This window comes from Georgenia satyanarayanai (assembly GCF_900116375.1).
In the GTDB taxonomy this organism is placed as follows: Bacteria; Actinomycetota; Actinomycetes; order Actinomycetales; family Actinomycetaceae; genus Oceanitalea; species Oceanitalea nanhaiensis.
Map to the genome: position 1 here is coordinate 1 of NZ_UETB01000022.1, position 22273 is coordinate 22273.

General features: G+C 73.1%; 25 protein-coding genes. 9 read left to right on the plus strand and 16 right to left on the minus strand.

From position 1 onward, the window contains the following. The coding region (locus DSZ44_RS17215) for an NAD(P)/FAD-dependent oxidoreductase (RefSeq protein ID WP_181424707.1) at positions 1-568 on the plus strand (568 nt) is incomplete at its 5' end. A gap of 40 nt (positions 569-608) precedes the next feature. Here the strand turns inward: DSZ44_RS17215 and DSZ44_RS17220 are convergent. From DSZ44_RS17220 to DSZ44_RS17230, 3 genes are all read right to left on the minus strand, one after another. Continuing rightward, positions 609-1571 (minus strand): UDP-glucuronic acid decarboxylase family protein, encoded by a 963-nt coding sequence (locus tag DSZ44_RS17220; protein ID WP_110853866.1) that lies wholly within the window; start codon positions 1569-1571, stop codon positions 609-611. Continuing rightward, complete coding sequence (locus DSZ44_RS17225; protein WP_258369684.1) at positions 1568-2479, minus strand: glycosyltransferase family 2 protein; 912 nt, start codon at positions 2477-2479, stop codon at positions 1568-1570. The genes DSZ44_RS17220 and DSZ44_RS17225 overlap by 4 nt, the downstream gene beginning before the upstream one ends. A 62-nt stretch (positions 2480-2541) precedes the next feature. Next, positions 2542-3726, minus strand: coding sequence for an MFS transporter (locus DSZ44_RS17230; protein WP_110853867.1), 1185 nt, complete (start codon positions 3724-3726; stop codon positions 2542-2544). 105 nt (positions 3727-3831) lie between these two features. Between DSZ44_RS17230 and DSZ44_RS17235 the strand changes: the two genes are divergently transcribed. Continuing rightward, a complete protein-coding gene (locus DSZ44_RS17235) occupies positions 3832-4293 on the plus strand; it encodes an SRPBCC family protein (RefSeq protein ID WP_110853868.1) in 462 nt (153 codons plus the stop codon). 110 nt (positions 4294-4403) lie between these two features. Here the strand turns inward: DSZ44_RS17235 and DSZ44_RS17240 are convergent, their stop codons facing one another. Continuing rightward, entirely contained in the window at positions 4404-5384 is a 981-nt protein-coding gene (locus tag DSZ44_RS17240) for an MsnO8 family LLM class oxidoreductase (RefSeq protein WP_110853869.1), read from the minus strand. Positions 5385-5457: 73 nt separating this feature from the next. Between DSZ44_RS17240 and DSZ44_RS17245 the strand changes: the two genes are divergently transcribed. Further along, entirely contained in the window at positions 5458-6453 is a 996-nt protein-coding gene (locus DSZ44_RS17245; protein ID WP_110853870.1) for an NAD(P)/FAD-dependent oxidoreductase, read from the plus strand. A 25-nt stretch (positions 6454-6478) separates the two neighbouring features. Continuing rightward, positions 6479-6883, plus strand: a complete 405-nt coding sequence (locus DSZ44_RS17250) for a hypothetical protein (RefSeq protein ID WP_110853871.1) — start codon at positions 6479-6481, stop codon at positions 6881-6883. A gap of 3 nt (positions 6884-6886) precedes the next feature. On the opposite strand, the gene DSZ44_RS18915 is transcribed toward DSZ44_RS17250, so the two are convergent. From DSZ44_RS18915 to DSZ44_RS17265, 4 genes are all read right to left on the minus strand, one after another. Further along, a complete protein-coding gene (locus tag DSZ44_RS18915) occupies positions 6887-7021 on the minus strand; it encodes a hypothetical protein (protein ID WP_258369686.1) in 135 nt (44 codons plus the stop codon). 86 nt (positions 7022-7107) lie between these two features. After that, the gene (locus tag DSZ44_RS17255; protein WP_110853872.1) at positions 7108-7818 is read right to left on the minus strand and encodes an NADPH-dependent F420 reductase; all 711 of its coding nucleotides are present in this window, start codon (positions 7816-7818) and stop codon (positions 7108-7110) included. Between the two features lie 150 nt (positions 7819-7968). Then, positions 7969-8409: a hypothetical protein gene (locus DSZ44_RS17260; protein WP_110853873.1), complete on the minus strand. Its 441-nt coding sequence runs from the start codon at positions 8407-8409 to the stop codon at positions 7969-7971. A 35-nt stretch (positions 8410-8444) separates the two neighbouring features. Then, a complete protein-coding gene (locus DSZ44_RS17265; RefSeq protein WP_110853874.1) occupies positions 8445-9278 on the minus strand; it encodes an alpha/beta fold hydrolase in 834 nt (277 codons plus the stop codon). 76 nt (positions 9279-9354) lie between these two features. On the opposite strand from DSZ44_RS17265, the gene DSZ44_RS17270 reads away from it, so the two are divergent. Continuing rightward, positions 9355-9921: a TetR/AcrR family transcriptional regulator gene (locus DSZ44_RS17270; RefSeq protein ID WP_110853875.1), complete on the plus strand. Its 567-nt coding sequence runs from the start codon at positions 9355-9357 to the stop codon at positions 9919-9921. Here the strand turns inward: DSZ44_RS17270 and DSZ44_RS17275 are convergent. Continuing rightward, on the minus strand, positions 9918-10229 hold the full coding sequence (locus DSZ44_RS17275; protein WP_110853876.1) for a 2-polyprenylphenol hydroxylase: 312 nt from the start codon (positions 10227-10229) through the stop codon (positions 9918-9920). The genes DSZ44_RS17270 and DSZ44_RS17275 overlap by 4 nt on opposite strands. Positions 10230-10344: 115 nt before the next feature. On the opposite strand from DSZ44_RS17275, the gene DSZ44_RS17280 reads away from it, so the two are divergent. Beyond that, on the plus strand, positions 10345-11721 hold the full coding sequence (locus tag DSZ44_RS17280; protein ID WP_110853894.1) for a cryptochrome/photolyase family protein: 1377 nt from the start codon (positions 10345-10347) through the stop codon (positions 11719-11721). 81 nt (positions 11722-11802) lie between these two features. Then, positions 11803-12735 carry an aldo/keto reductase gene (locus DSZ44_RS17285; protein ID WP_110853877.1) on the plus strand — a complete coding sequence of 311 codons (933 nt, stop codon included), beginning with the start codon at positions 11803-11805 and terminating at the stop codon, positions 12733-12735. 292 nt (positions 12736-13027) lie between these two features. On the opposite strand, the gene DSZ44_RS17290 is transcribed toward DSZ44_RS17285, so the two are convergent. Continuing rightward, positions 13028-13735 carry a 4a-hydroxytetrahydrobiopterin dehydratase gene (locus DSZ44_RS17290; protein ID WP_110853878.1) on the minus strand — a complete coding sequence of 236 codons (708 nt, stop codon included), beginning with the start codon at positions 13733-13735 and terminating at the stop codon, positions 13028-13030. 194 nt (positions 13736-13929) lie between these two features. After that, positions 13930-15297, minus strand: coding sequence for a replicative DNA helicase (gene dnaB, locus DSZ44_RS17295; protein WP_110853879.1), 1368 nt, complete (start codon positions 15295-15297; stop codon positions 13930-13932). Positions 15298-15610: 313 nt separating this feature from the next. On the opposite strand from dnaB, the gene DSZ44_RS17300 reads away from it, so the two are divergent. Then, on the plus strand, positions 15611-16957 hold the full coding sequence (locus tag DSZ44_RS17300) for an MATE family efflux transporter (protein WP_258369688.1): 1347 nt from the start codon (positions 15611-15613) through the stop codon (positions 16955-16957). A gap of 125 nt (positions 16958-17082) precedes the next feature. On the opposite strand, the gene rplI is transcribed toward DSZ44_RS17300, so the two are convergent. From rplI to rpsF, 4 genes are read right to left on the minus strand one after another with little or no spacing between them, the layout of a single operon-like run. After that, positions 17083-17532 (minus strand): 50S ribosomal protein L9, encoded by a 450-nt coding sequence (gene rplI, locus DSZ44_RS17305; RefSeq protein WP_110853881.1) that lies wholly within the window; start codon positions 17530-17532, stop codon positions 17083-17085. A 17-nt stretch (positions 17533-17549) separates the two neighbouring features. Then, positions 17550-17789, minus strand: coding sequence for a 30S ribosomal protein S18 (gene rpsR / locus DSZ44_RS17310; RefSeq protein ID WP_110853882.1), 240 nt, complete (start codon positions 17787-17789; stop codon positions 17550-17552). Positions 17790-17841: 52 nt separating this feature from the next. After that, positions 17842-18402, minus strand: coding sequence for a single-stranded DNA-binding protein (locus DSZ44_RS17315; RefSeq protein ID WP_110853883.1), 561 nt, complete (start codon positions 18400-18402; stop codon positions 17842-17844). A 38-nt stretch (positions 18403-18440) separates the two neighbouring features. Beyond that, positions 18441-18731, minus strand: a complete 291-nt coding sequence (gene rpsF / locus DSZ44_RS17320; protein WP_110853884.1) for a 30S ribosomal protein S6 — start codon at positions 18729-18731, stop codon at positions 18441-18443. A gap of 182 nt (positions 18732-18913) precedes the next feature. On the opposite strand from rpsF, the gene DSZ44_RS17325 reads away from it, so the two are divergent. Then, a complete protein-coding gene (locus DSZ44_RS17325) occupies positions 18914-19945 on the plus strand; it encodes a threonine aldolase family protein (RefSeq protein WP_258369690.1) in 1032 nt (343 codons plus the stop codon). 74 nt (positions 19946-20019) lie between these two features. Here DSZ44_RS17325 and DSZ44_RS17330 read toward each other — a convergent pair whose 3' ends face one another. Continuing rightward, positions 20020-22257, minus strand: a complete 2238-nt coding sequence (locus DSZ44_RS17330) for a transglycosylase domain-containing protein (RefSeq protein WP_110853886.1) — start codon at positions 22255-22257, stop codon at positions 20020-20022. Positions 22258-22273: the final 16 nt, after the last annotated feature.

The window sequence follows — 22273 nt, forward strand, 5'->3', positions numbered from 1 at the left end:
CTTCTTCTTCCGCGACCAGCACATCGTCGTCGCCGGCGGCGGGGACTCCGCCATGGAAGAAGCCACCTTCCTCACCAAGTTCGCCTCCCGCGTAACCATCGTCCACCGCCGCGACGAGCTGCGCGCCTCCAAGATCATGGCCGACCGCGCCATGGCCAACCCCAAGATCGACTTCGCCTGGAACAGCGAGATCACCGCGATCCACGGCACCGACAAGGTCACCGGCCTCACCCTGCGCGACACCCTCACCGGCCAGGAGCGCCAGATGGACGCCACCGGCCTGTTCGTCGCCATCGGCCACGTACCGCGCACCGACATCCTCACCGGCCAGGTCGACCTCGACCCAAACGGCTACATCCTCGTCACCCACCCATCCACCGCCACCACCGTGCCCGGCGTCTTCGCCTGCGGCGACGCCGTGGACCACACCTACCGCCAGGCCATCACCGCCGCCGGCACCGGCTGCGCCGCCGCCCTGGACGCCGAGCGCTACCTCGCCGCCCTCGGCGAAGCCGCCGAGCCCGCCACCGACGCCTCCCAGACCCCCCAGGGCGCCGTCTCCCTGTGACCGGCTCGGCGCGAGCACCGCGTTGCGGTGCCCGGAGCGCTCAGGCGGACCGGCTCAGGGCCCCGGCGAACCAGTCGACGGTCCGGCGCAGGCCGTCCTCCCACGAGACCCGCGGCTCCCAGCCCAGCTCCGTGCGGGCGAGCGTGGTGTCGGGCCGGCGCACCTCGGGGTCGTCGACGGGCCGCTCGACGAACTCGACCCGCGAGCGCCCGCCCGTCGCGGCGACGACCGCCTCGGCGATCTCGAGCACGGTGCGCTCCTGGGGGTTGCCGATGTTGACGGGCCCGGGGTGGCCGCTGCGGGCCAGCGCGAGGATCCCGGCGACGAGGTCGTCGACGTAGCAGACCGAGCGCGTCTGGCTGCCGTCACCCGCCACCGTCAGCGGCTCCCCCGCCAGGCCCTGCCGGATGAAGGTGGGGATGGCGCGGCCGTCATAGGGGCGCATCCGCGGGCCGTAGGTGTTGAAGATCCGCACGATGCCGGTGTCCACGCCGTGCGCGCCGCGGTAGGCGGTGACGATGGCCTCGGCGTAGCGCTTGGCCTCGTCGTACACCCCGCGCGGCCCGATCGGGTTGACGTGGCCCCAGTAGGTCTCCGGCTGCGGGTGGACCTGCGGGTCCCCGTAGACCTCGGAGGTGGAGGCGAGCACGAAGCGCGCGCCCTTGTCTCGGGCCAGGCGCAGCGCCCGCTCGGTCCCCACCGAGCCCACGCGCAGCGTCTCGATCGGCAGCTCGAGGTAGTCCACCGGCGAGGCGGGGGAGGCGAAGTGCAGGACGAGGTCGACGTCGCCGCGCACGTGCATGTTCTCGGTGACGTCACAGTGGACCAGCTCGAAGCCCGACCGCTGCGCGAGGTGCGCGACGTTCCCCGGCGCACCGGTGAGGAAGTTGTCCAGTGCCACGACCTGCCAGCCGTCCTCGAGCAGGGCCTCGCACAGGTGGCTGCCGAGGAAGCCCGCCCCTCCGGTCACGACCGCACGGCCGCTGCGCTGCACTGCCCTCATCGCTGTCCTCCCTCTCGGTGCCCTGGACTGTCGAGTACGGGTGCGCGGCGGAGCATCTCCGTCTGGGCGACGACCCGGTCGGAGACCGGACGACGACGGCGCAGCGCCGCCGGCAGGTCCGGCAGCGCGTCCCGGACCCCGGCGCGCTGCACGGGGCTCTGGGCCACCATCCGGCGGGCCCGGGTGAGGGCGTCGCGCGCGGGCAGCCGCATGGCGCCGGTGAGGACGGCGGAGCGGGCGAGCGCGCGGCGGCGGGCGTCGTCCGTGCCGCGGACCGGGGAGGGGTGGTGGTGGGCGACGACGTCGTCGAGGTAGCTCAGGTGCCAGCCGTGCTCGGCGAGGTCGAGGGCCAGGCGCTCCTCCTCGCCGGGGAAGCGGACGACGTCGTCGAAGCCGCCGGCCGCGAGGAAGGCCTCCACGCGCACGACCGCGCCGCAGGCGATGAAGCCGAGCAGAGGCGCACCGGGGATCCCGGGTGCACCGGGCAGCGGCGAGCCGGCCATCTCGGCGCACGTCGGGTCGAGGCGCTCCTCGGGTCCGACGAGGACCCGCCCGCCGATGAGCCCGAGCCGCGGGTGCGCCGCGAAGTGCTCGGCTGCGGTCGCGAGCGCCCCGGGGGCCCACCAGGAGTCGTCGTCGGCGAAGGCGACGAAGGGTGTCCGTGCGCGCCGTACGCCGATCGTGCGGCCGTAGGCGCCGGCGTTCCGGGCCAGGCGCACGACCTCGACGTCCGGGAAGCTCACGCTGACGGCGTCGGCGCTGCCGTCGGTCGAGGCGTTGTCGACGTAGACGACGGGGGCGCGGTGCCGGGAGAGGGAACGCAGCAGCTCCTCGCGGCGGTTGCGGCTCATGACGACGACGCTCACGCGCTCGTCCTCGACCTCACGCCCGGTGGTGGCCTGCGGCACGCCTTCTCCTCTCGACGTTCCTCAGCATGGGGTGAGGGAGTGAGCGACGCACGCCGAGCGGCTCAGCCCTCCCGGGTCCTGCGGCGGACGAGGGTCAGCGGCAGGGTGAGGAGGGAGACGGCCGCGGCGACGAGCAGGGCCGTGGTGAAGGAGCTTCCCGCCGCCACCATCCCGACGACGACGGCGCCCAGGCCGGTGCCCGCGTCGAAGCCGATGTTCCACACCGCGCTGGCCGATCCGTAGTGCGGCCGGCTCACCGTGCGGAAGGCGAGGACGAGCGTGAGGTTCTGCAGGCCGCCGTAGCTGACGCCGACGAGCCCGGCGCCGAGCAGCAGCGGGACGACGGCGGTGGCCTGGGGGTCGCGCACGGCCCAGGCGACCACCGTCATGCCGGCGGCAGTGAGGAGGACGAGGGGCCACAGGAAGGGCCGGGGCCCGAACCGGTCGGCCAGGGCGCCCACCCGCCAGCGCGCGACCGCGGCCGCCACCGTGAGCAGGAGCAGCGCCCCGGTGCTGAGGGTGGCGCTGGTGCTCATCGGTGCCATGAAGGTGATGAGCGCGCCGCCCGCGAGCGTGACGGCGAGGAGCAGGGCCATGGGGCGCAGCAGCCGCAGGTACGGCGCCCGCTCCTGCGCCTCGGGGACGTGGTCGAGCCGCCGCGCGAGGAGGGCGGCCGGCACCGCGCCGAGCGCGGGCAGCACGCCGAGCGCGAAGACCGGCCCGTAGCCGAGCTGCTCGACGATCCACGGCCCGGCGGACAGGAGGAGGACCTGCGGCCCGGCGATCGCCAACCCGTAGGCGCCGATGGCGGCGCCCCGGCGCCGCGGCTCGACGAGCTCGGCGACGAGCGCGCTGCCCGTCACCGTGACGACGCCGAAGCCGAGTCCGCGGACCGCGGAGACCACCAGCACGGGCAGCAGGCCGTCGCTGAGTCCGAGCGCCGCGGAGGGCAGCCCGAGCAGGAGCATCCCGGCCACGAGAACCGGCGCCCACCCCACGCGCCGCAGCGCGCTGGGCACGACGAGCTGGGTGAGGACGGTGACGAGCATGAGCACGCCGTTGACCAGCCCCGCACCGACGGAGTCGGCGCCGCCGTGCACGGCCCACAGCGGGGCGACGGGCAGCAGGGCGGCGTAGCCGGAGAAGGCGAGAACCGTCATCGCGACGAGCAGCGGGATCCCAGGCGCTCGCCACACGGAGCCGCTCACGCCGGAGGGCGGGCCGTGCCCGGCCGGAAGGGTCGCCATGTCGGCAGGCTAACCGGCGGGCCTCCCGCGAGCCGTCCGGTGGCAGGCCCACCCAGGCGCTGATAGGCAGGACACCCACCGTCACCGACCTCCAGGAGGTACGAGATGAGCCAGGTCGAAGAGTCGATCGACGTCGACGTCCCCGTCAGCACCGCCTACAACCAGTGGACCCAGTTCGAGTCCTTCCCCCAGTTCATGGAGGGCGTCGAGTCGATCACCCAGGTCACCGACACCCTCAACCGCTGGGTGACGACCGTCGGCGGGCAGCGCCGGGAGTTCAACACCGAGATCACCGAGCAGCACCCCGACGAGCGCATCGCCTGGCGCAGCGTCGGTGGGGACGTCCACCACGCCGGTGTGGTCACCTTCCACCGGCTCAGTGACACCACCACCCGGGTGATGATCCAGATCGACTGGGAGCCCTCGGACGCCAAGGAGAAGGTCGGCTCCGCCCTCGGCTTCGACACCCGTCAGGTCAAGGCGGACGCCGCCCGCTTCAAGGAGTTCATCGAGAGCCGCGGCGTCGAGAGCGGCAGCTGGCGCGGGGACGTCGAGAACCCCAGCTAGCCCCGCCCCTCTCCTCGGCAGCCGCCGAGCGCTTCCGAAGCCGCCGAGCGCTGAGGTGTTCCTGGAACAACTCAGCGCTCGGCGCTCTGTGGGGAGGTGGTGCGCGGGTGCTACGCCGCGTTCACCGCCTCGGTGAGCGCGGCGTCGGCGTGTGCGAGCTCCTCCCGGTCGTAGGTGGACGTCGAGACCATGACCTCGTCGGCCCCGGTGCGCTCGGCCAGCGCCGCGAGCGACACCCCCACGGCGGTGGGCGTGCCGTACAGCGCCGAGGACAGGAAGGCGGCGATGGTGGCCCGCTGCTTGTCCGTGGGCTGCCGCTCCCGCACCGCCTCCACCGGCTCGAGCGGCGGGAACGCCCCGCTGGTGCGCGACTCGGCCATGGCCCATGCCTCGGGCAGCAGCAGGTTGCGCGCGTGGGTGGTCGTCCGCGCGACCATGACCTCGAGGCTGATGACGACGTAGGGCTCGGGGCAGGACTCGCCGGGCCGGAACTCGCGCCGGTAGCGCGCGATCGCGCCGTCGTCGTCGGTCAGGGCGGGCCCGCCGACGACGACGGGCAGCCCGGCCCGTGCGGCGACCTCCAGGCCGTTGCCGGTGGCCAGGACGAAGAGGGGCGGCGGGCCGGCCACCACGGGCATCGCCGTCACAGGCCCACGCCCGGTGAGGTAGCCGCGCAGGGCGGTGAGGTCGGCGGCGAAGTCCTCCGGCGGGTACCGCGTGGTGCCGAGCGCCTCGCGGACCGGGGCCGTGAAACCGAGGGACCGTCCCACACCGAGGTCGATGCGGCCGGGGTGCAGCGCCTCCAGCATCGCGAACTGCTCTGCGACGACGATGGGGCGGTGGTTGGGGAGCATGACGCCGCCCGAACCCACCCGGATGCGGCTCGTGCGCTCGGCCACGGCCGCGGCGAGGACGGCCGGTGCGCCGCTCGCGATGCCCGGCACGGCGTGGTGCTCGGCCACCCAGAACCGGTGGTAGCCCAGCTCCTCGGCCCGCTCCGCCCGCTCGACCGTGGCACGCAGCGCCACCGCGTGGTCCTCGCCGAGACGGGTGCGGGAACGGTCGAGGAGGGAGAGGCGTAGGCGGGTCACGCACCGAGGCTAGGACGGCGTACGGCCCGCGTCGCGGGATGCCGCCGGCCCGGGCCGGCCGCACAGTAGGGGGATGGCCGAGACAGAGTCCCGCGACGTCGTCGTCATCGGTGCCGGGCCGGCGGGACTGTCCGCCGCCCTCGTCCTGGGCCGCGCCCGCCGCTCGGTCACCGTCGTCGACGCCGGCCGCCCGCGCAACGGCTGCTCGGCCGCCGTGCACGGCTTCCTCACCCGCGACGGCGCGGCGCCGGCGGACTTCCTCGCCGTCGCTCGCCGCGAGGTGAGCGGCTACGGGGTGGAGATCGTCGCGGACGAGGCGAGCGCCGTCGTCGTAGAGGACGCCGACGCGCCGTCCCTGCGGGTCGAGCTCGCCGGTGGCCGTCACCTCCGCGCCCGGCGGGTGGTCGTGGCGAGCGGGATCGTCGACGAGCTGCCCGACGTCGTGGGCCTGGCCGAGCGGTGGGGGCGCGACGTCCTGCACTGCCCGTACTGCCACGGCCACGAGGTTCGCGACCGGCCGCTCGTCGTCCTCGCGGGGGACACCGAGGGCGCGGTCCACCAGGCACTGCTGCTGCGGCAGTGGTCCGAGGACGTCACCGTCGTCACCCACGCCGCGGGCCCGGTCGACGACGACGTCCTCCTGGCCGCCCGCGGCGTGCAGGTGGTGAGCGGACGGGCACGGGAGGTGGTCACTGGCGACGACGGCGTCACGGCCGTCCTCCTCGACGACGGCACCCGGGTGGCGTGCGGGGCGGTCTTCGTCGCCCCGCGCTTCCGCCTCAACAGCGCCGCCCTGGAGGGCCTGGGCGCGCGGACCGTGGACAGCGACATGGGCACGGCCCTGGACGCAGACGACGAGGGCCGCACCTCCGTGCCGGGGGTGTGGGCGGCCGGGAACGTCGTCGACCTGTCCTGCCAGGTGCTCGGCGCGGCCGAGCTGGGCTCACGTGCGGCGATCGGCATCAACGGCGAGCTCGCGCTCGCCGACGCCCGCGCCGCGGCCCAGGGGCTGGAGTCGGCGCAGCACGCGGGTCCGGGTGGCGAGAAGACGCGGGATACGGTCCAATAACGGGCACTTCCCTGGAGAGAGTGCCATGCCGCGTTACGTCATCGGGGCCGACGTCGCACTCGAGCTCGGCCTCGGTGCGGTCCGTCCGGGCAAGGGCGTCCAGCTCGTGGCGCCCACGCTCCTGCGCTCGGAGCTGTTGTCCCTCCTGTACCGGTGCACCCGCTCGGGGCAGGTGAGCAGGGAGGAGGCGCAGGCGTGCTTCGACCACGTCCGCAGTCTGCGCATCCGGGTGCTGGGCGACCGGGTGCTGCTGCGGGCGGCGTGGGACGTGGCCGAACGGATGGCGTGGGAGGACACGGGCACGGCGGAGTACGTCGCGCTCACCCGGCTGCAGGCCGACGCCTTCGTCACCCTCGACGAGGAGGTGGCGCGGGAGGCAGCCCGGGAGGTGCGGGTCGCCGGGCTCGAGGAGCTGCTCGGGCCGGGCTGAGCCCTACAGGTGCTCCTCCGGGTCCTCGGTGAGGAGGACGCGGAGCCGGGCCTGGTCGGTCTCGTACTGAGCGACGATCGTGTCGCGCCACGAGCCCGGACGCTGCGCCGGCGCCTGCTGGTTCACCGCTGCGGCCACGCCGCCACCTCCGTCCGGTCGGCCGGCGGTCTGCCGGCTGATGTCCGGACCATCGGCCGGACCGGACGGGATGTGAGGAGTGGGGGCTACATGTCGCGGTAGCGCTTCGCGGCGGCGAGCGCCTCCTCGACGACGGCGGCCGGCGCGGGCTGAGCGGTCGAGGCGGACTGAGAGGTCCAGTCCGGTTCGGTGGTCCCCGGGGTCACGTAGACCATCCCGTAGGCCGCGGTGTCCCGCTGGAAGCGCCACCCCTCGGCGAGCGGGCCGGCGTCGACGACGTCGAAGCCGAGGGTGTCGAGGAGGGCGGTGACCTGCGCCTTGGCGGCGGTGTCGTCGCCCGCGATCGGCAGGGCCGTGCGGTCGGGGCTGCCGGCGGGTCGCGCCAGGGCCGGGATGTGGGCGAAGTTGATGTTGTTGAACGCCTTGACGATTGTGGACTCCGGCAGGTGCTGCTGGAGCAGCTCGCTCACCGTCGTCGACTCCTCGTCGAGCTCGGGGATGTGGCCGTCACGCTCGAAGTAGTAGTTGTTGGTGTCGATGACGACCTTGCCGCGCAGCGGCTCGACCGGCACCTGGCGGTAGGCGTTGAACGGGACCGACACGACGACGATCTCCCCCGCCGCGGCCGCCTCCTGCGCCGTCGCCGCCCGTGCGTTCGGGCCGAGCTCCGCGACGAGGTCGGAGAGGGTCTCCGGCCCGCGGCTGTTGCTCAGCACCACCTCGTGCCCCGCGGCGACCGCGAGACGCGCGATGGCGCTGCCGATGTGTCCACTTCCGATGAGTCCGATCGTCGTCATGCGCGCTGCAACCGGTTCGGCGGCCGGGGCATTCCACGGCGCTGGCGGGGAGCTGATCCGAAGTCCGCCGGCGGGCCTCTTGGGCGACAGGTGTCCCGGCGTGTCGTGCGCGTGTCGCCGACTTTGGATCAGGTCAGCGACGGGCGGACCTCAGGCGGCAGGCGCGGCGTCGATCCGCTCGGCGATGAGGTCGTGGACCACGTCGAGCGGCTCGCGGGTCGAGGGCACCCAGACGGTCCGGCCGCTGCGCAGCTCGAGGACGAGTCGGGCGCTCCACTCCAGCCGGGCGGGAACGTCGCCGCGGACCGCCACGATGTCGGCGTAGGGGACCCGGCGAGTGAGGAGGGCGTGCCGCAGGACGACCTCCGTGTCACGCAGCTCCACCCGCTTCGGGCGCAGCACCGCCAGACCGATCACGACGATGACGGCGGTGATCGGCAGCGACGGCGGGCCCTCCTCGGAACCACGGACGAGGTAGACACCCCACGAGGCGGAGACGGCGACCACCACCACCACGAGGAGCACCTGCTCCCAGCGCCGGAGAGCCGGCCGCCGCAGGACCCGAGCGCTGTCCTCCGCACTGCTCGCCATCCCCGCAGCCTCCCAGGCGACGCGACGGCCGTCTCTCAGTTCGCGCCGAGGAAGTCGAGGATCTCCTCGGCCACCCGCTCCGGGGCGTCCTCCATGACGAAGTGCCCGGCGCCCGGCACCACCCGCAGCTCGGCACCGGGGATATCTGTCGCCAGGCGGTGCGCGTAGTGGAGCGGCTGCCAGCGGTCCTCCTCGCCCCACAGGATGCGCACCGGCACGGCAAGATCGCCGAGGCGGCCGGTCAGCTCCTCGGTGTACCGCGAGTCGTAGTGGCGCACCTGGTGCTCGAAGAAGGAGGCCCGGCCCGTCGCGGACCGGTGCGGCGCGAGGTAGGCGGCCAGCACGTCACCGGTCATCCGCGCGGGCTCGCTCACCGTCATCTCGAGCTGACGGGTGAGAAGGGCGTCGAACTCCTCCTGGGAGAGCCCGTGGTACTCCCCGAGGTGGTCGTCGATGACCGCGCGCCACGTCTCCGAGGGCCACGAGTCGTAGCTGACGGTGTCGAGGACCATGAGACGGCGCACCCGCTGCGGACGGTCGAGGGCGAGGCGCAGCCCGATGGCACCGCCGATGTCGTGGGCGACGACGGACACGTCGTCCAGCCCGAGCTCCGCGAGGAGGCCGTCGAGCAGCGCGGTCTGCCCGGCGACGGAGGTGTCCCGGTCGACCGGCCGCTCCGAGCGGCCGTAGCCGAGCAGGTCGTAGGTGATGACGCGGTACCCGGCCGCCTCCAGGCGGGGGGCGACCTCGCGCCACTCGTAGGACGTCGACGGCGTGCCGTGGACGAGCAGCACCGCCTCCCCCTCCCCGCTGTCGCGGTAGGCCAGCCGCACACCGTCGACGACGACGTCGTCACTCGCCATGTCCATGGTTCACTCCCGTCACTAGACCGATCGGTATACCCCAGGCTATACCGATCGGTCTACGGGCGCCTAGGCTGGGCGAGTGGACGAGAGCATCGACTGGACACCCAAGGCCCGCGCCGTGCTCGAGGCGGCCTCCCGGCTCTTCTACGAGCGCGGCATCCACGCCGTCGGCGTCGACGCCGTCGCCGCGGCGGCCGGGGTCACGAAGAAGACGCTCTACGACCGCTTCGGCTCCAAGGACCGGCTCGTCGCCGCGTACCTCGCGGACCGTGACCGCCGCTGGGACGCGTTCCTCACCGAGCGGCTCGCGAGCGCCGGGCCCGCGCCGCGAGCGCGGGTGGCCGCGTTCTTCACCGCCGCGCAGGACTGGGCGGACGAGGAGGGCGGACGGGGCTGCGCCATGGTCAATGCCCACGCCGAGCTGAGCGACCCGGACCACCCGGCCTACGCCGTCGTCGTCGGGCAGAAGCGGCGCATGTTCGCTCTCCTCACCGACCTGGCCGCCGCGGCCGGCGCGGACGACCCCGGCGCCGTGGGCGAGCTGCTCATGCTCCTCCACGAGGGGGCCGTCACCGCCGCGGGGATGCGCACCGTCCCGCGGCCCTTCGCGCGGGCGGCCACAGCCGCGGCCGAGCTGCTGCCCTAGTCGTCCAGCGCGTCCAGGTCGGCGAGCGCACCCTCCCACCGCCGGCGGCGCTCCTCCGCGCCCTGCTCCCACCACGGGGTGCCGCGCTCGCCCAGGCCGTGCTTGGCGAGGTCGACGCGGCGGCGGGCGGGTGCCGGGTCCTCCCCCGCCTTCGTGAGCGAGCGGACGCCGGAGCGTCCACGCCCGAGGTGGGAGAGCAACCGTTCGGCGACCTCCGCGGGCAGGGCAGGGTCCTGTCGGCGCCACCGCCGGCCGTCGACGACGAGCCAGCGCTCGTCGTCGGCGTCGCTCGCGCGCGGTGCTGGCATCGTCGCTCTGCCCCCTCCGGTGTGTCCGAAGCCCCATCCACGCGCGGATCGCGCGGTGGTGCAACAGGACGACACCGACGCGCGCCCGGTCCCGCTCCCTCCGATGATGGCGCTCATGACCGCTCTCCTGTGGCTGCGCCGCGACCTGCGACTGCACGACCTGCCGGCCCTGCTGGCCGCGCACGAGGCCGGCGGCGACGTGCTGCCCGTGTTCGTCGCCGACCCGGTGCTCCTCGCCTCGGCGGGGGCGGTGCGCCGCGCCCACCTCGCCGCGGCCCTGGAGGAGCTCGACGCGGCGTACGACGGCGCCGTCGTCGTCCGCGTCGGCCGGCCCGAGGAGGAGATCCCTCGGCTCGTCGGCGAGGTGGGCGCCGGCAGCGTCCACGTCAGCCGGGAGAGCACGCCCTACGGCCGCCGACGGGATGCCCGGGTGGAGCGCGCCCTGGGCGACGTGCCGCTCGTCGCCACCGGCACTCCCTACGCCGTCGGCCCGGGTCTGGTCCGCAAGGCCGACGGGGAGCCCTTCCGGGTGTTCACCCCCTTCTCGCGCGCCTGGCGCGAGCACGGGTGGCCGCGACCCGCGCCGGTCCCCGCGGGGCTGACGTGGCAGCGCGGGGTCGAGTCGTCGCCGCTGCCCTGGGCGGACGAGTCGCCCCTGCCCGCCGTGAGCTGTGGCGAGGCGACGGCGCTGGCCAGGTGGGAGGAGTTCCTCGCCGGCGGGCTCGCCGACTACAACCGCGACCGCGACCGTCCCGACCTCGACGCGACGTCGCAGATGTCCGTCCACCTCAAGTACGGCACGATTCACCCCCGCACGATGCTCGCCGACATCGCCGCACACCCCGCCGGGAGGAGCGAAGGGGCCCAGCGCTTCGTCACCGAGCTGTGCTGGCGCGAGTTCTACGCCGACGTGCTGTGGCACCGCCCGGAGTCCGCCTGGTCGGACCTGCGCGAGGAGCTGCGCGGCATGGAGTACGCGGACCCCGAGGGTGACGCGGCGGACCGCGTGAGGGCCTGGCAGGAGGGGCGGACGGGGTTCCCCTTCGTCGACGCGGGCATGCGCCAGCTGCTCACCGAGGGCTGGATGCACAACCGGGTGCGGATGGTCGTGGCGAGCTTCCTCGTCAAGGACCTGCACGTGTGGTGGGGACACGGGGCGCGGTACTTCCTCGCGCACCTGCGCGACGGGGACGTCGCGTCGAACAACCACGGCTGGCAGTGGGTGGCGGGCACCGGCACGGACCCGGCGCCCTACTTCCGCGTCTTCAACCCGGTCGCCCAGGGAGAGCGCTTCGACCCCGACGGCGAGTACGTCCGCCGCTACGTGCCCGAGCTGGCTCATGTGCCCGGCGGCGCCGTGCACCAGCCGTGGCGGGTGCCCGACGGGCTGGCCCACGGTTACCCCGAGCGGATCGTCGACCACGCCGAGGAGCGGGCGGAGGCACTGCGCCGCTACGAGGCCGCCCGGCGGCGCAGCGCCTCGCCCGGGTGACGTCGAGCGCGCGATGCGGGCGCAGCCCGTAGCGTTGCCCCGACGCCGCCAACCCGCCCGTCAGACGAGAGGACACCGACCGTGCGCACCGTGCCCCTGGGACCCACCGACACCCTCGTTCCGAACGTCGTCGCCGGGATGATGCGGATCGTCGACAAGTCCGACGCCGAGATCCGCGACCTGTACGGCGCCGCCCGGGACGCGGGCGTCACGTTCTTCGACCACGCCGACATCTACGGCGGCCAGATGCACGCCTGCGAGGAGCGGTTCGGCGCGGCGCTCGACATGGGCTCGTCCGAGCGGGAGCAGATCACCCTGCAGACCAAGACGGGAATCGTGCCCGCGGAGGGTTCCTACGACTTCTCCTACGACCACATCGTCTCCTCGGTAGACGGGTCGTTGCGCGCGCTGCGCACCGACTACGTCGACGTCCTGCTCCTCCACCGGCCCGACGCGCTCGTCGAGCCGGACGAGGTGGCCCGCGCCTTCGACGACCTCGAGCAGGCCGGCAAGGTGCGCGCCTTCGGAGTCTCCAACCACACGCCCCGCCAGATCGACCTGCTCCGGACCGCGGTACGTCAGCCGATCGTCGCCAACCAGCTCCAGCTGTCCCTGTCGCACTCGACGATCGTCACCCAGGGCCTCGCCGCCAACATGATGGTGGGCGGCGCCCTCACCCGCGACGGGGGCGGCGTCCTCGACTACTGCCGCCTTCACGGCATCACCGTCCAGGCGTGGTCACCGTTCCAGAAGAGCGACGGCACCGGCGTCTTCCTCGGGGCGGAGGACCACCCCGAGCTCAACGCCGGGCTCGACCGCCTCGCGGCGCGCTACGACGTCACGCCCATGGCGATCGCGACGGCGTGGATCACCCGGCACCCGGCTGGCATGCAGGTGGTCCTGGGGACGACGACGCCCGAACGCGTCACCGCGGCCGCCGCCGGCTCGGACATCCCCCTCACGCGGGCCGAGTGGTACGGCCTGACCCGCGCCGCCGGCAACGCCGTCCCCTGACGCCTCGCGTTGTCCCGTTGCAGTTCGGCGGGACCGGGTCAAGTATGTGAGCCCAGGTAGCACTCCCACGAGGGGAACCGACGTGGCCCACCGATCGGTCGCCGACCAGGACATCGCCGAGGGGCGCCACAGTCTGACCGTGCACCAGGCAGGGCACCGGGAAGCAGCGCCGCAGCTGCCGGCGCCGGTGGAGCACGGGCGGACCGAGCCTCGGCGCCGAGATCGTCGCGATCGTCGCGATCGTCGCGATCGTCGCGATCGTGAACGACTACCCGGTTCCCGGGGTCGCTGCTCAGTCCCGCATCACAGCGGACACGTCGACGCACACGGCGGCCCGGTTGCCGTCCTGGTCGGCGATCACGGTGAGCCCAGGTGCTTGGCTGTCATCGACCACGGTCCCACCTGCCGCGACGGCAGCGGCGATCCGTTGCTCGGCCACCTCGTACGGGACATAGACCTCGACGTGGAATCGCTGCCCCGGGGCCTCGCTCTGCGCCGCGTTCCCGAACCACAGGTTCGGCACCCGCCCCGTGGGGTCCCGGATCTCGTCGCTGGGGGTCCCGCGACCCTGGGCCTCTGCGATCCCGGTCAGCAGGGCGGACCACACAGGGGCGATGGTCGCGGAGTCCGCCGTGTCGAGGCCGAGCTCGATGTCGCTCACCGCCGCGGGGTCGGCGTCGGCCTTGTGATCGGCGGCGATCTCGGTGATCCGCCGCGCGAGGTCGACGTCCCGCTCGGTCACCCATTCGACGATGTACTCGGTGCCCTCGCCGTCGCGGTAGACGGCGTCGTCGCTGACCAGCCTGAGGTCGACGTACCCCTTACCGATCGACACGCGCGGGTAGTGGCCGAGCGCCTGGCCCGCCTCTGCCACCGAGGCGACGAGCTGTGCGGCGGCGCCGAAGTCATCGACCAGGTAGCGGGCATGGAGCCCCTGGGCGAGCTTGCGCCAGTCGGTGAGGTCCGCCGCGGCGATCTCGCGGCCGCTCAGCATGTCCATGAACCGTGAGGGTATCTCCGGTCCAGCCGAGCCGGAGCTACGCAGCCTCCGACGGCGCGATCGGGCGCACACCTCGCACTTTCGGGCGCCCGGACACCGCCCCGGTCCGCCCGCGAACGGGGTGTGCGACGCTCGGGCGTGGGAGCTGTGCGGTGGACTCGCCGCAGTGCGACGTTCAGAGCATCGTCGGGAGTTCAGTGCGCCATGTCGTGGAAGCGTGAGTAGTGGCCCTGGAACGCCACGGTGATCGTGTCGGTGGGGCCGTTGCGGTGCTTGGCCACGATGATGTCGGCCTCGCCCGGGCGGGTCTCCCTGTCGTAGGCGTCCTCGCGGTGGAGGAGCATGACCATGTCGGCGTCCTGCTCGAGCGAGCCGGACTCGCGGAGGTCGCTCATCATCGGCTTCTTGTCGGTGCGCTGCTCGGGGCCACGGTTGAGCTGGGCGACCGCGATGACCGGCACCTCGAGCTCCTTGGCGAGGAGCTTGAGCGCGCGCGAGAACTCCGAGACCTCCTGCTGACGGGACTCCACCCGCTTGCCGGAGCTCATCAGCTGGAGGTAGTCCACGACGATGAGGCGCAGGTCGTGGCGCTGCTTGAGGCGCCGCGCCTTCGCGCGGATCTCCATGAGCGACATGTTCGGGCTGTCGTCGATGAACAGCGGCGCCTCGGACACCCGGCTCATCGCTGCCGCCACCTTGGTCCAGTCCTCGTCGCGCATCGTGCCCTTGCGCATGTTCTGCAGCGGCACGCCGGCCTCGGCGGAGAGCAGACGCATCGTCAGCTCGGTGCGGCCCATCTCGAGGGAGAAGATGACCGAGGTGAGCCCGTGCTTGATCGAGGCCGACCGGCACATGTCCAGCGACAGTGTCGACTTCCCGATGGCCGGCCTCGCCGCGATGATGATCATCTGCCCGCCGTGCAGGCCGTTGGTCAGCATGTCGAGGTCGTTGAACCCGGTAGGGACACCGACCATGCCCTCCCCGCGGTTGGCGGCGTTCTCGATCTCCTCCATCGTGAGGTTGATCGTGTCCCGCAGCGGGACGTAGTCCTCGCTCGTGCGCCGCTCGGTGACGGCGTAGACCTCCGCCTGGGCGGAGTTGACGAGGTCGTCGACGTCCCCGCCGTCGGTCGCGTACCCGAGCTGGGCGATACGAGTGCCGGCCTCGACGAGCCGCCGCAGCACCGCCTGGTCCCGCACGAGCCGCGCGTAGTAGCCGGCGTTCGCGGCGGTGGGCACCGAGGCGATGAGCGTGTGGAGGTAGGCGGCGCCGCCCACCCGGCCCAGCTCGCCGCGCCTGCCCAGCTCGGCGGCCACGGTGACGGCGTCGGCCGGCTCCCCGCGGCCGTAGAGGTCGATGATCGCGTCGTAGACGAGCTCGTGCGCGGGCCGGTAGAAGTCCGGGCCCCGCAGCTCCTCGACGACGTCGGCGATGGCGTCCTTGGACAGCAGCATGCCGCCGAGCACGCTCTGCTCGGCCGCGAGGTCCTGCGGCGGCGTGCGGTCGTAGAGCTCCCGTCCGCCCGTTCCCGACTCGAGTACCCGCTCGTCCAGATCAGTCATCGTCACCCTCCTGCTCATGGTCTACCGCGGACCTACGACATTCCTCGGTCCGCGTCGACCCGACGGGCCGGCGGCGCCCCCGAGGGCGCGCCACGCGCGCGATGACCTGCCGGGCCACCGTACGGTGCCCACGGCACACCGATCCATCCACGGGTGTGGACAACCCTGGGGACACATGGTGGATAGCGCTCGTCGGTCCGTGCACAGGCGGTGGACAATCATGTGGATAACACCCGTGCAACTCTCCGGGACCCGCGGAATCCCGCGCATTCGCTCGTGCACACAGTGTGGAAGGAAATTGGTCGGCACATTGGTGGACAACCCGCGGCGCACTGGGGACAGTGGGCGATCCCTCGACCGCCAGATCCTCTCCCTGGCGGTCCCCGCCCTCGGGGCGCTCGTCGCCGAGCCCCTCTTCGTCCTCGTCGACTCCGTCATGGTCGGCCGCCTCGGCACCGCCGAGCTGGCCGGCCTGTCCCTGTCCTCCACCCTCCTCGTCTCCACCGTCGGGCTCTTCGTCTTCCTCGCCTACGCGACCACCGCGGCCACCGCCCGGCGCATCGGCGCGGGGGACCGGGCGGGCGCCGTCGGTGCCGGCGTGGACGGCATGTGGCTCGCCCTGGGCCTGGGCGTCGTCACGGCGGCGCTCCTCGGCGTCGGCGCACCGTGGGTCGTCAGCGCGCTCGGCGCCGGCGACACCGTGACCCCGCACGCTGTCGCCTACCTGCGCTACTCGGCCGGCGGGCTGCCCGGCATGTTCGTCGTCCTCGCCGCGACCGGCACCCTTCGCGGCCTGCTCGACACGCGCACCCCCCTCGTCGTCGCCACCGCCGGCGCCGCCGTCAACGTCGCCCTCAACGCCGTCCTCATCTACGGGCTCGACATGGGCGTGGCCGGCTCCGGTCTGGGCACCGCGATCACCCAGACGCTCATGGGACTCGTCCTCGCCGTCGTCGTCCTGCGCGGTGCCCGCGGCCTCTCGGTCTCCCTGCGCCCACGGCCGGGCGGGATCTGGGCCAGCGCGCGGGCCGGCACACCACTGCTCGTGCGCACCGTGAGCCTGCGGGTGGCCATCCTCCTCACGGTCGTCACCGCCACCGCCCTCGGGGCCGTCCCGCTCGCCGCCCACCAGGTCGTCAACTCGCTCTGGGGCTTGGCTGCCTTCGCCATGGACGCCCTGGCCATCGCCGCACAGGCGATGGTCGGGCAGGGGCTCGGCGCGGGGAACACCGCCCGGGTGCGAGCCGTGCTGCGCCGCACGCTGCAGTGGGGGGTGGGCGGGGGCGCCGTCATCGGCGTCGCCGTCGCCGCGGGCGGCTGGTGGATCACCACCCTCTTCACCACCGACCCGGAGGTGCGCAGCGCCGCCGCGGTGGCGCTCGTCGTCACCGGCCTCCTCATGCCGATGGCCGGGTGGGTGTTCGTGCTCGACGGTGTGCTCATCGGGGCGGGCGACGGCACCTTCCTCGCGTGGGCGGGAGTCGTCACCCTCGCCGTGTACGTCCCGCTGCTCGCGGCCGTGTGGGCCTGGGCGCCGCACGACGGCGTGGGGCTGGCCTGCCTGTGGGCGGCCTTCGCGGGTGGCTTCATGGCCGCCCGCGCGGTCACCACGGGGCTGCGGGCCCGCGGCGAGAGGTGGATGGTCCTCGGCGCAGCCTAGGTGTGGCCTTGTGGTCCTCAGAGGGCGAGGACCCCACACCTAAGCCCGGGAGCGCCGGGAAAGCGCGAGGCGCCGGTCGGTGGTCTCCCACCGGCCGGCGCCTCGAGTGTCCTGCTACGGCCTGGTCAGGCCTCGACGACCTGGACCGTGAGGTTGGCCTGGACGTCGGCGTGCAGGCGGACCTGCACGCGGTGCTCGCCGAGCGACTTGATCGGGTTGGTGACCTCGATCTTGCGCTTGTCGATCGACGGGCCGCCGGCGGCCTTGACCGCGTCGGCGATCTCGCCGGTGGTCACGGAGCCGAACAGGCGACCGCCGGAGCCGGCGCGCACGGCGACGACGACCGGCTTGGACTGCAGCGAGTCGCGAGCCGCGCGGGCGTCCTCGACCGTGGAGATCTCGCGGGCCTTGCGGGCCTTGCGGATCTGGTCGATCTGCTTCTGCGCGCCCTTGGTCCAGGCGGTCGCCAGGCCACGGGGCACGAGGTAGTTGCGGGCGTAGCCGTCCTTGACCTCGACGACGTCGCCTGCCTCGCCGAGGCCGGAGACCTCGTGGGTGAGAATGAGCTTGGCCATTGTGTGTCTCCCTTAGGTCAGCGAGCGGAGCTCGCGTAGGGCAGCAGGGCCATCTCGCGGGCGTTCTTGACAGCCTTGGCGATGGCGCGCTGCTCCTGGACGGACACACCGGTCACCCGACGCGCACGGATCTTCCCGCGGTCGGAGATGAACTTGCGCAGCAGCGCGGTGTCCTTGTAGTCGATGCCCTCGACCTTGGCCGACTTCAGCGGGTTGGCCTTCTTCTTGCCGGGCTTGCGAAGTACGGGCTTCGCCATGATGTGCTCCTTGGGTTCTTCATGCGCAGCTCACGCCGCGCTGTACGTCTGATCAGAAGGGGGGCTCGTCACCGAACGAGCTCGACCCACCCGTGGCCCACGGGTCGTCGGCCTGGCCGCCGGCCGGCTGGCCGAAGCCGCCGCCCTGCTGCTGGCCGCCGCCGAAGCCACCGCTCTGCTGGCCACCGAAACCGCCGCCGCCCTGCTGGCCGCCGCCGCCACCGCCGCCGAAACCGCCACCGCCACCGCGCTGCGTGCGCGTGACCTTTGCCGTGGCGTAGCGGAGGGACGGACCGACCTCGTCGACCTGCATCTCGACGACGGTGCGCTTCTCGCCCTCACGGGTCTCGAAGGACCGCTGGACGAGGCGCCCCTGGACGACGACGCGGTTGCCCTTGGCGAGCGACTCGGCGACGTTCTCCGCCGCCTCCCGCCACACCGAGCAGCGCATGAACAGCGTCTCGCCGTCCTTCCACTCGTTGGACTGCCGGTCGAACGTCCGCGGCGTCGAGGCCACGGTGAAGCTCGCGACGGCTGCACCGGAGGGGGTGAAGCGCAGCTCGGGGTCGGCCGTGAGGTTGCCCACCACGGTGATGACGGTCTCGCCTGCCATGTCGGTCTCCTCTGGGGGTCAGGTGGGGGTCGGGAGGCTCAGTGAGCGTCCGGGCGGATGAGCTTGGTGCGCAGGATGGACTCGTTGAGCCCGAGCTGGCGGTCGAGCTCCTGGGCGAGCTCCGGCGTCGTCGTCATGTCGACGACGGCGTAGATGCCCTCGGAACGCTTGTTGATCTCGTAGGCAAGACGACGCTTACCCCAGATGTCGACCTTGTCGACCTGGCCCCCACCGGTCGTGATGACCGAGAGCAGCTTGTCGAGCGACGGGGCGACGGTGCGCTCGTCGACCTCCGGGTCGAGGATGATCATCAGTTCGTACTGGCGCATGCTTATACCCACCTCCTCTGGACTTGGCGGTCACGGACGGTCCGTGACAGGAGGGTGATGCGTGTCGCGGCCGCGGACGGGTACGCAGGTGCGCACCGGCCACGGCCAACGCACCACTCTAGCGCACCACGACGTGTCCCCGGAGCGTCATCCACATCACGTCGGGGGCCACAATGGCGCCCATGACCACGCGCGGCTTCACCTCCGACAACGCCTCCGGCGCCCACCCCGCCGTCCTCGCGGCCCTCGCCGCGGCCGCCGAGGGCCACGCGCCCTCCTACGGCGCCGACGCCGTCACCGCGGCGCTCGACTCCCGTGCGCGCGAGGTCTTCGGCCCCGACGCGGCGATCATGCCGGTCTTCAACGGGACGGGCGCCAACGTCGTCGCGCTCGGGGCGCTGCTGCAGAAGTGGGACGCCGTCCTCACCTCGGAGCACGCCCACGTGGCCACGGACGAGTCGACCGCTCCCCAGCTCGTCGCCGGCGCAGCCGTGCGCACCCTGCCGGCCGCGTCCGGGAAGGTCGGCGTCGCGGACGTCGCCGCCGTGCTCGCCGCCGACGACGGCAGCGTCCACCACGCCCGCCCCGCCGCGCTGTCCCTCACCCAGAGCACCGAGCTCGGCACGGTGTACCGCCCGGAGGAGCTGAGCGCCCTCGTCGCGGCGGCGCACGGCCACGGCGCCTCCGTCCACGTCGACGGCGCCCGGCTGGCCAACGCCGCCGCGCGGCTCGGCGCCTCGCTCGCCGCGCTCACCACGGCGCAGGGTGTGGACGTGCTCTCCTTCGGCGCGACGAAGAACGGGGCGCTGTTCGGGGACGCGATCGTCGTCCTGGACCCGGCACTGGTGGAGCCGGTGGCGCGGCTGCGCAAGGCCTCCACCCAGCTCGCCTCGAAGATGCGCTTCGTCTCGGCGCAGCTCCTCGCCCTGCTCACCGACGACCTGTGGCGCACCACCGCCCGGCACGCCAACGACGCTGCCGACCACCTCGCCGCGCTGCTCCGCTCCGAGCTCGGCATCGAGCCGGTGCACCCGGTGGAGGCCAACGCCGTCTTCCTGCCGGTGCCCCCGGCCGCGGTCGGGACGATCACGGCGCAGCTGCCGGTCCTCGCGTGGGACCGGCCGGCGGGCGTGCTGCGGGCGGTGTGCTCCTTCGACACGACGGAGGAGGACGTCCGGGCGCTCGTCGGCGGCCTCGCCCGCATCCTCGGGTGACGCCCCCGCGCCCAGGGACGACGAGAGCGCAGCTCCGGCAGGGGCTGCGCTCTCGTGCTGGGTGAGGGGGCCCCTCAGCCGCGCGGGGGGCGTTGACCGTCCTGGCCGCCCGGGCGGCCGGGCGGCGCGTCCTCGTCGCCGTCCTCGGGTGGCCGGCTCGGGCTGGGCGAGGGGGTCGGTGAGGGCTCCTCGGTGGTCGGCTCCGGCTCCGGCTCGGGCTCCTCGGTCGTCGGCTCCGGCTCCGGCTCCGGCTCCTCCGTGGTGGGCTCCTCCGTCGGCTCCTCCGTCGTCGGCTCCTCGGTCGGCTCCTCGGTCTCGGGCTCCGGCTCCGGCTCGGGGGCGGGCGGCGGCGGCACGTAGGTCGGCTCCGGCGGGGCCGGGCGCTCGGGGAACTCCTCGACGGGCTCGTCCTCGAGGACCGTGGACATGAAGTCACGCCACATCGTCGTCGGGTAGGTCGAGCCGGTGATCGACGCGTACTCCCCGAAGGGCGTGAGCGACTCCTCGGTCCCGTCCTCGCCCACCTGGTACATCGCCACGACGGTGGCCAGCTGCGGCACGTACCCGGCGAACCACGCCGAGCGGCCCTCGTTCGAGGTGCCGGTCTTGCCGGCGGCCGGCCTCCCCAGGTCGCTGGCGCGCACGCCGGTGCCCTCGTCGACCACCGAGGTCATCGCGTAGGTCGCCTCCGCCATGACGTCCGGCTCGAAGACCTCGGTGCCGTTGGAGGTGCCCGCGTAGATGACGTTGCCGTCCGCGTCGGTCACCTCGGAGACGATGTACGGGTTGTGGCGCACGCCCTGGGCGGCGAAGGTCGCGTAGGCGCGGGCGACGTCGATCGGGTGCGGGGACGCCGGGCCGAGGACGTTGGACGGGACGGCCTCGAGGCCGGCGGTGTCCTCCGGCAGACCCGCAGCGACGGCGGCCTCCACCGAGCGCTCCGGCCCGATCTCCATGTTGAGCTGTGCGTAGGTCGTGTTGACCGACTGCTCGGTCGCCTCGACGAGGTCGATGTACCCCCGGTTGACGTCGTCGTAGTTGTTGACCGGGTTCTCGAAGCCCTCGATCTCCATCGGCGTGTAGCTCGGGTAGGTCTGGCTCAGCGGGATGCCGTCCTCGAGGGCGGCGACGAGCGTGAAGGGCTTGAAGGTCGAGCCCGCCTGGGCCACGTCCTGGGTGGCGGCGTTGCGCGACTGCGAGACGAAGTCCGGCCCGCCGTAGAGGGCGACGATCTCACCGGACGAGGGGTCGATCGACACGAGCGCCACCCGGTTGTCCTCCGGGCGGTCCTCCGGCAGCGCGTCCACGACCTCGACCGCCGCCGCCTGGGCCTCCGGGTCGATCGTCGTCGTCACCCGCAGGCCGAGGGTGTCGATCTCCTCGTCCGTCAGCCCTGCCTTGCTGACCAGCTCGCGGCGCGTCATGTCGAGGAGGTAGCCGTCGGGGCCGGCGTAGGTGTCGGAGCGGACGTGCTCGACCGTCTCGGGGAAGGTCTGCTCGTCGGCCTCCTCCTGGGTGATCCACCCGTCACGGACCATGAACTCCAGGGTGCGCGCCCACCGCTCCTCGGCGCGCTGCGGGTCGATGGCCGGGTCCCACGCGCTCGGCGCGGGGATGACCCCCGCGAGCAACGCGGACTCGGAGAGGGTGAGCTCGGCCGCGGGCTTGTCGAAGTAGGCCTGCGCGGCGGTCTCGATGCCGTAGGCGTTGCGCCCGAAGTAGATGGTGTTGAGGTAGTCGCCGAGGATCTCGTCCTTGGACAGCTCCCGGTCGATCTTGAGCGCGAGGATCGCCTCACGGAACTTGCCGACGTAGCTCGTCGTCGTGCCGATGTAGTAGCGCTCGACGTACTGCTGGGTCAGCGTGGACCCGCCCTGGGTGGGGTTGCCGCGCAGGTTGTTCACCAGGGCGCGGCCGATGGCGATCGGGTCGATGCCGACGTTCTCGTAGAAGCGGCGGTCCTCGGAGGCGACGACGGCGTTGCCCACGTGCGCGGGCAGCGTGCTCGGGTCGATGATCTCGCGGTTGAACTCCGCGAAGCTGCCCATCTCCGTCTCGCCGTCGGCGAAGTAGACGTGCGTGCCCTGGGCCTGGGAGAAGTCACCCGGCTCGGGGATCTCGGTCGTGACGTACGCGGCGGCGAAGACGCCGACGACGACGGCGATCCCCGTGACCGCAGCGCCCAGCACCACCCGCCAGCTGGGCAACCAGCGCCGGATCGGCCCCTTGCCCGAACGTGGGTAGTCGAAGCGCCGCTTGCGGCCCTTCGTCGTGGCGCTGCTCCGGCGTCCCGGCTCCTTTGTGGCCGCCACGCGTCTCCTCCTCGGC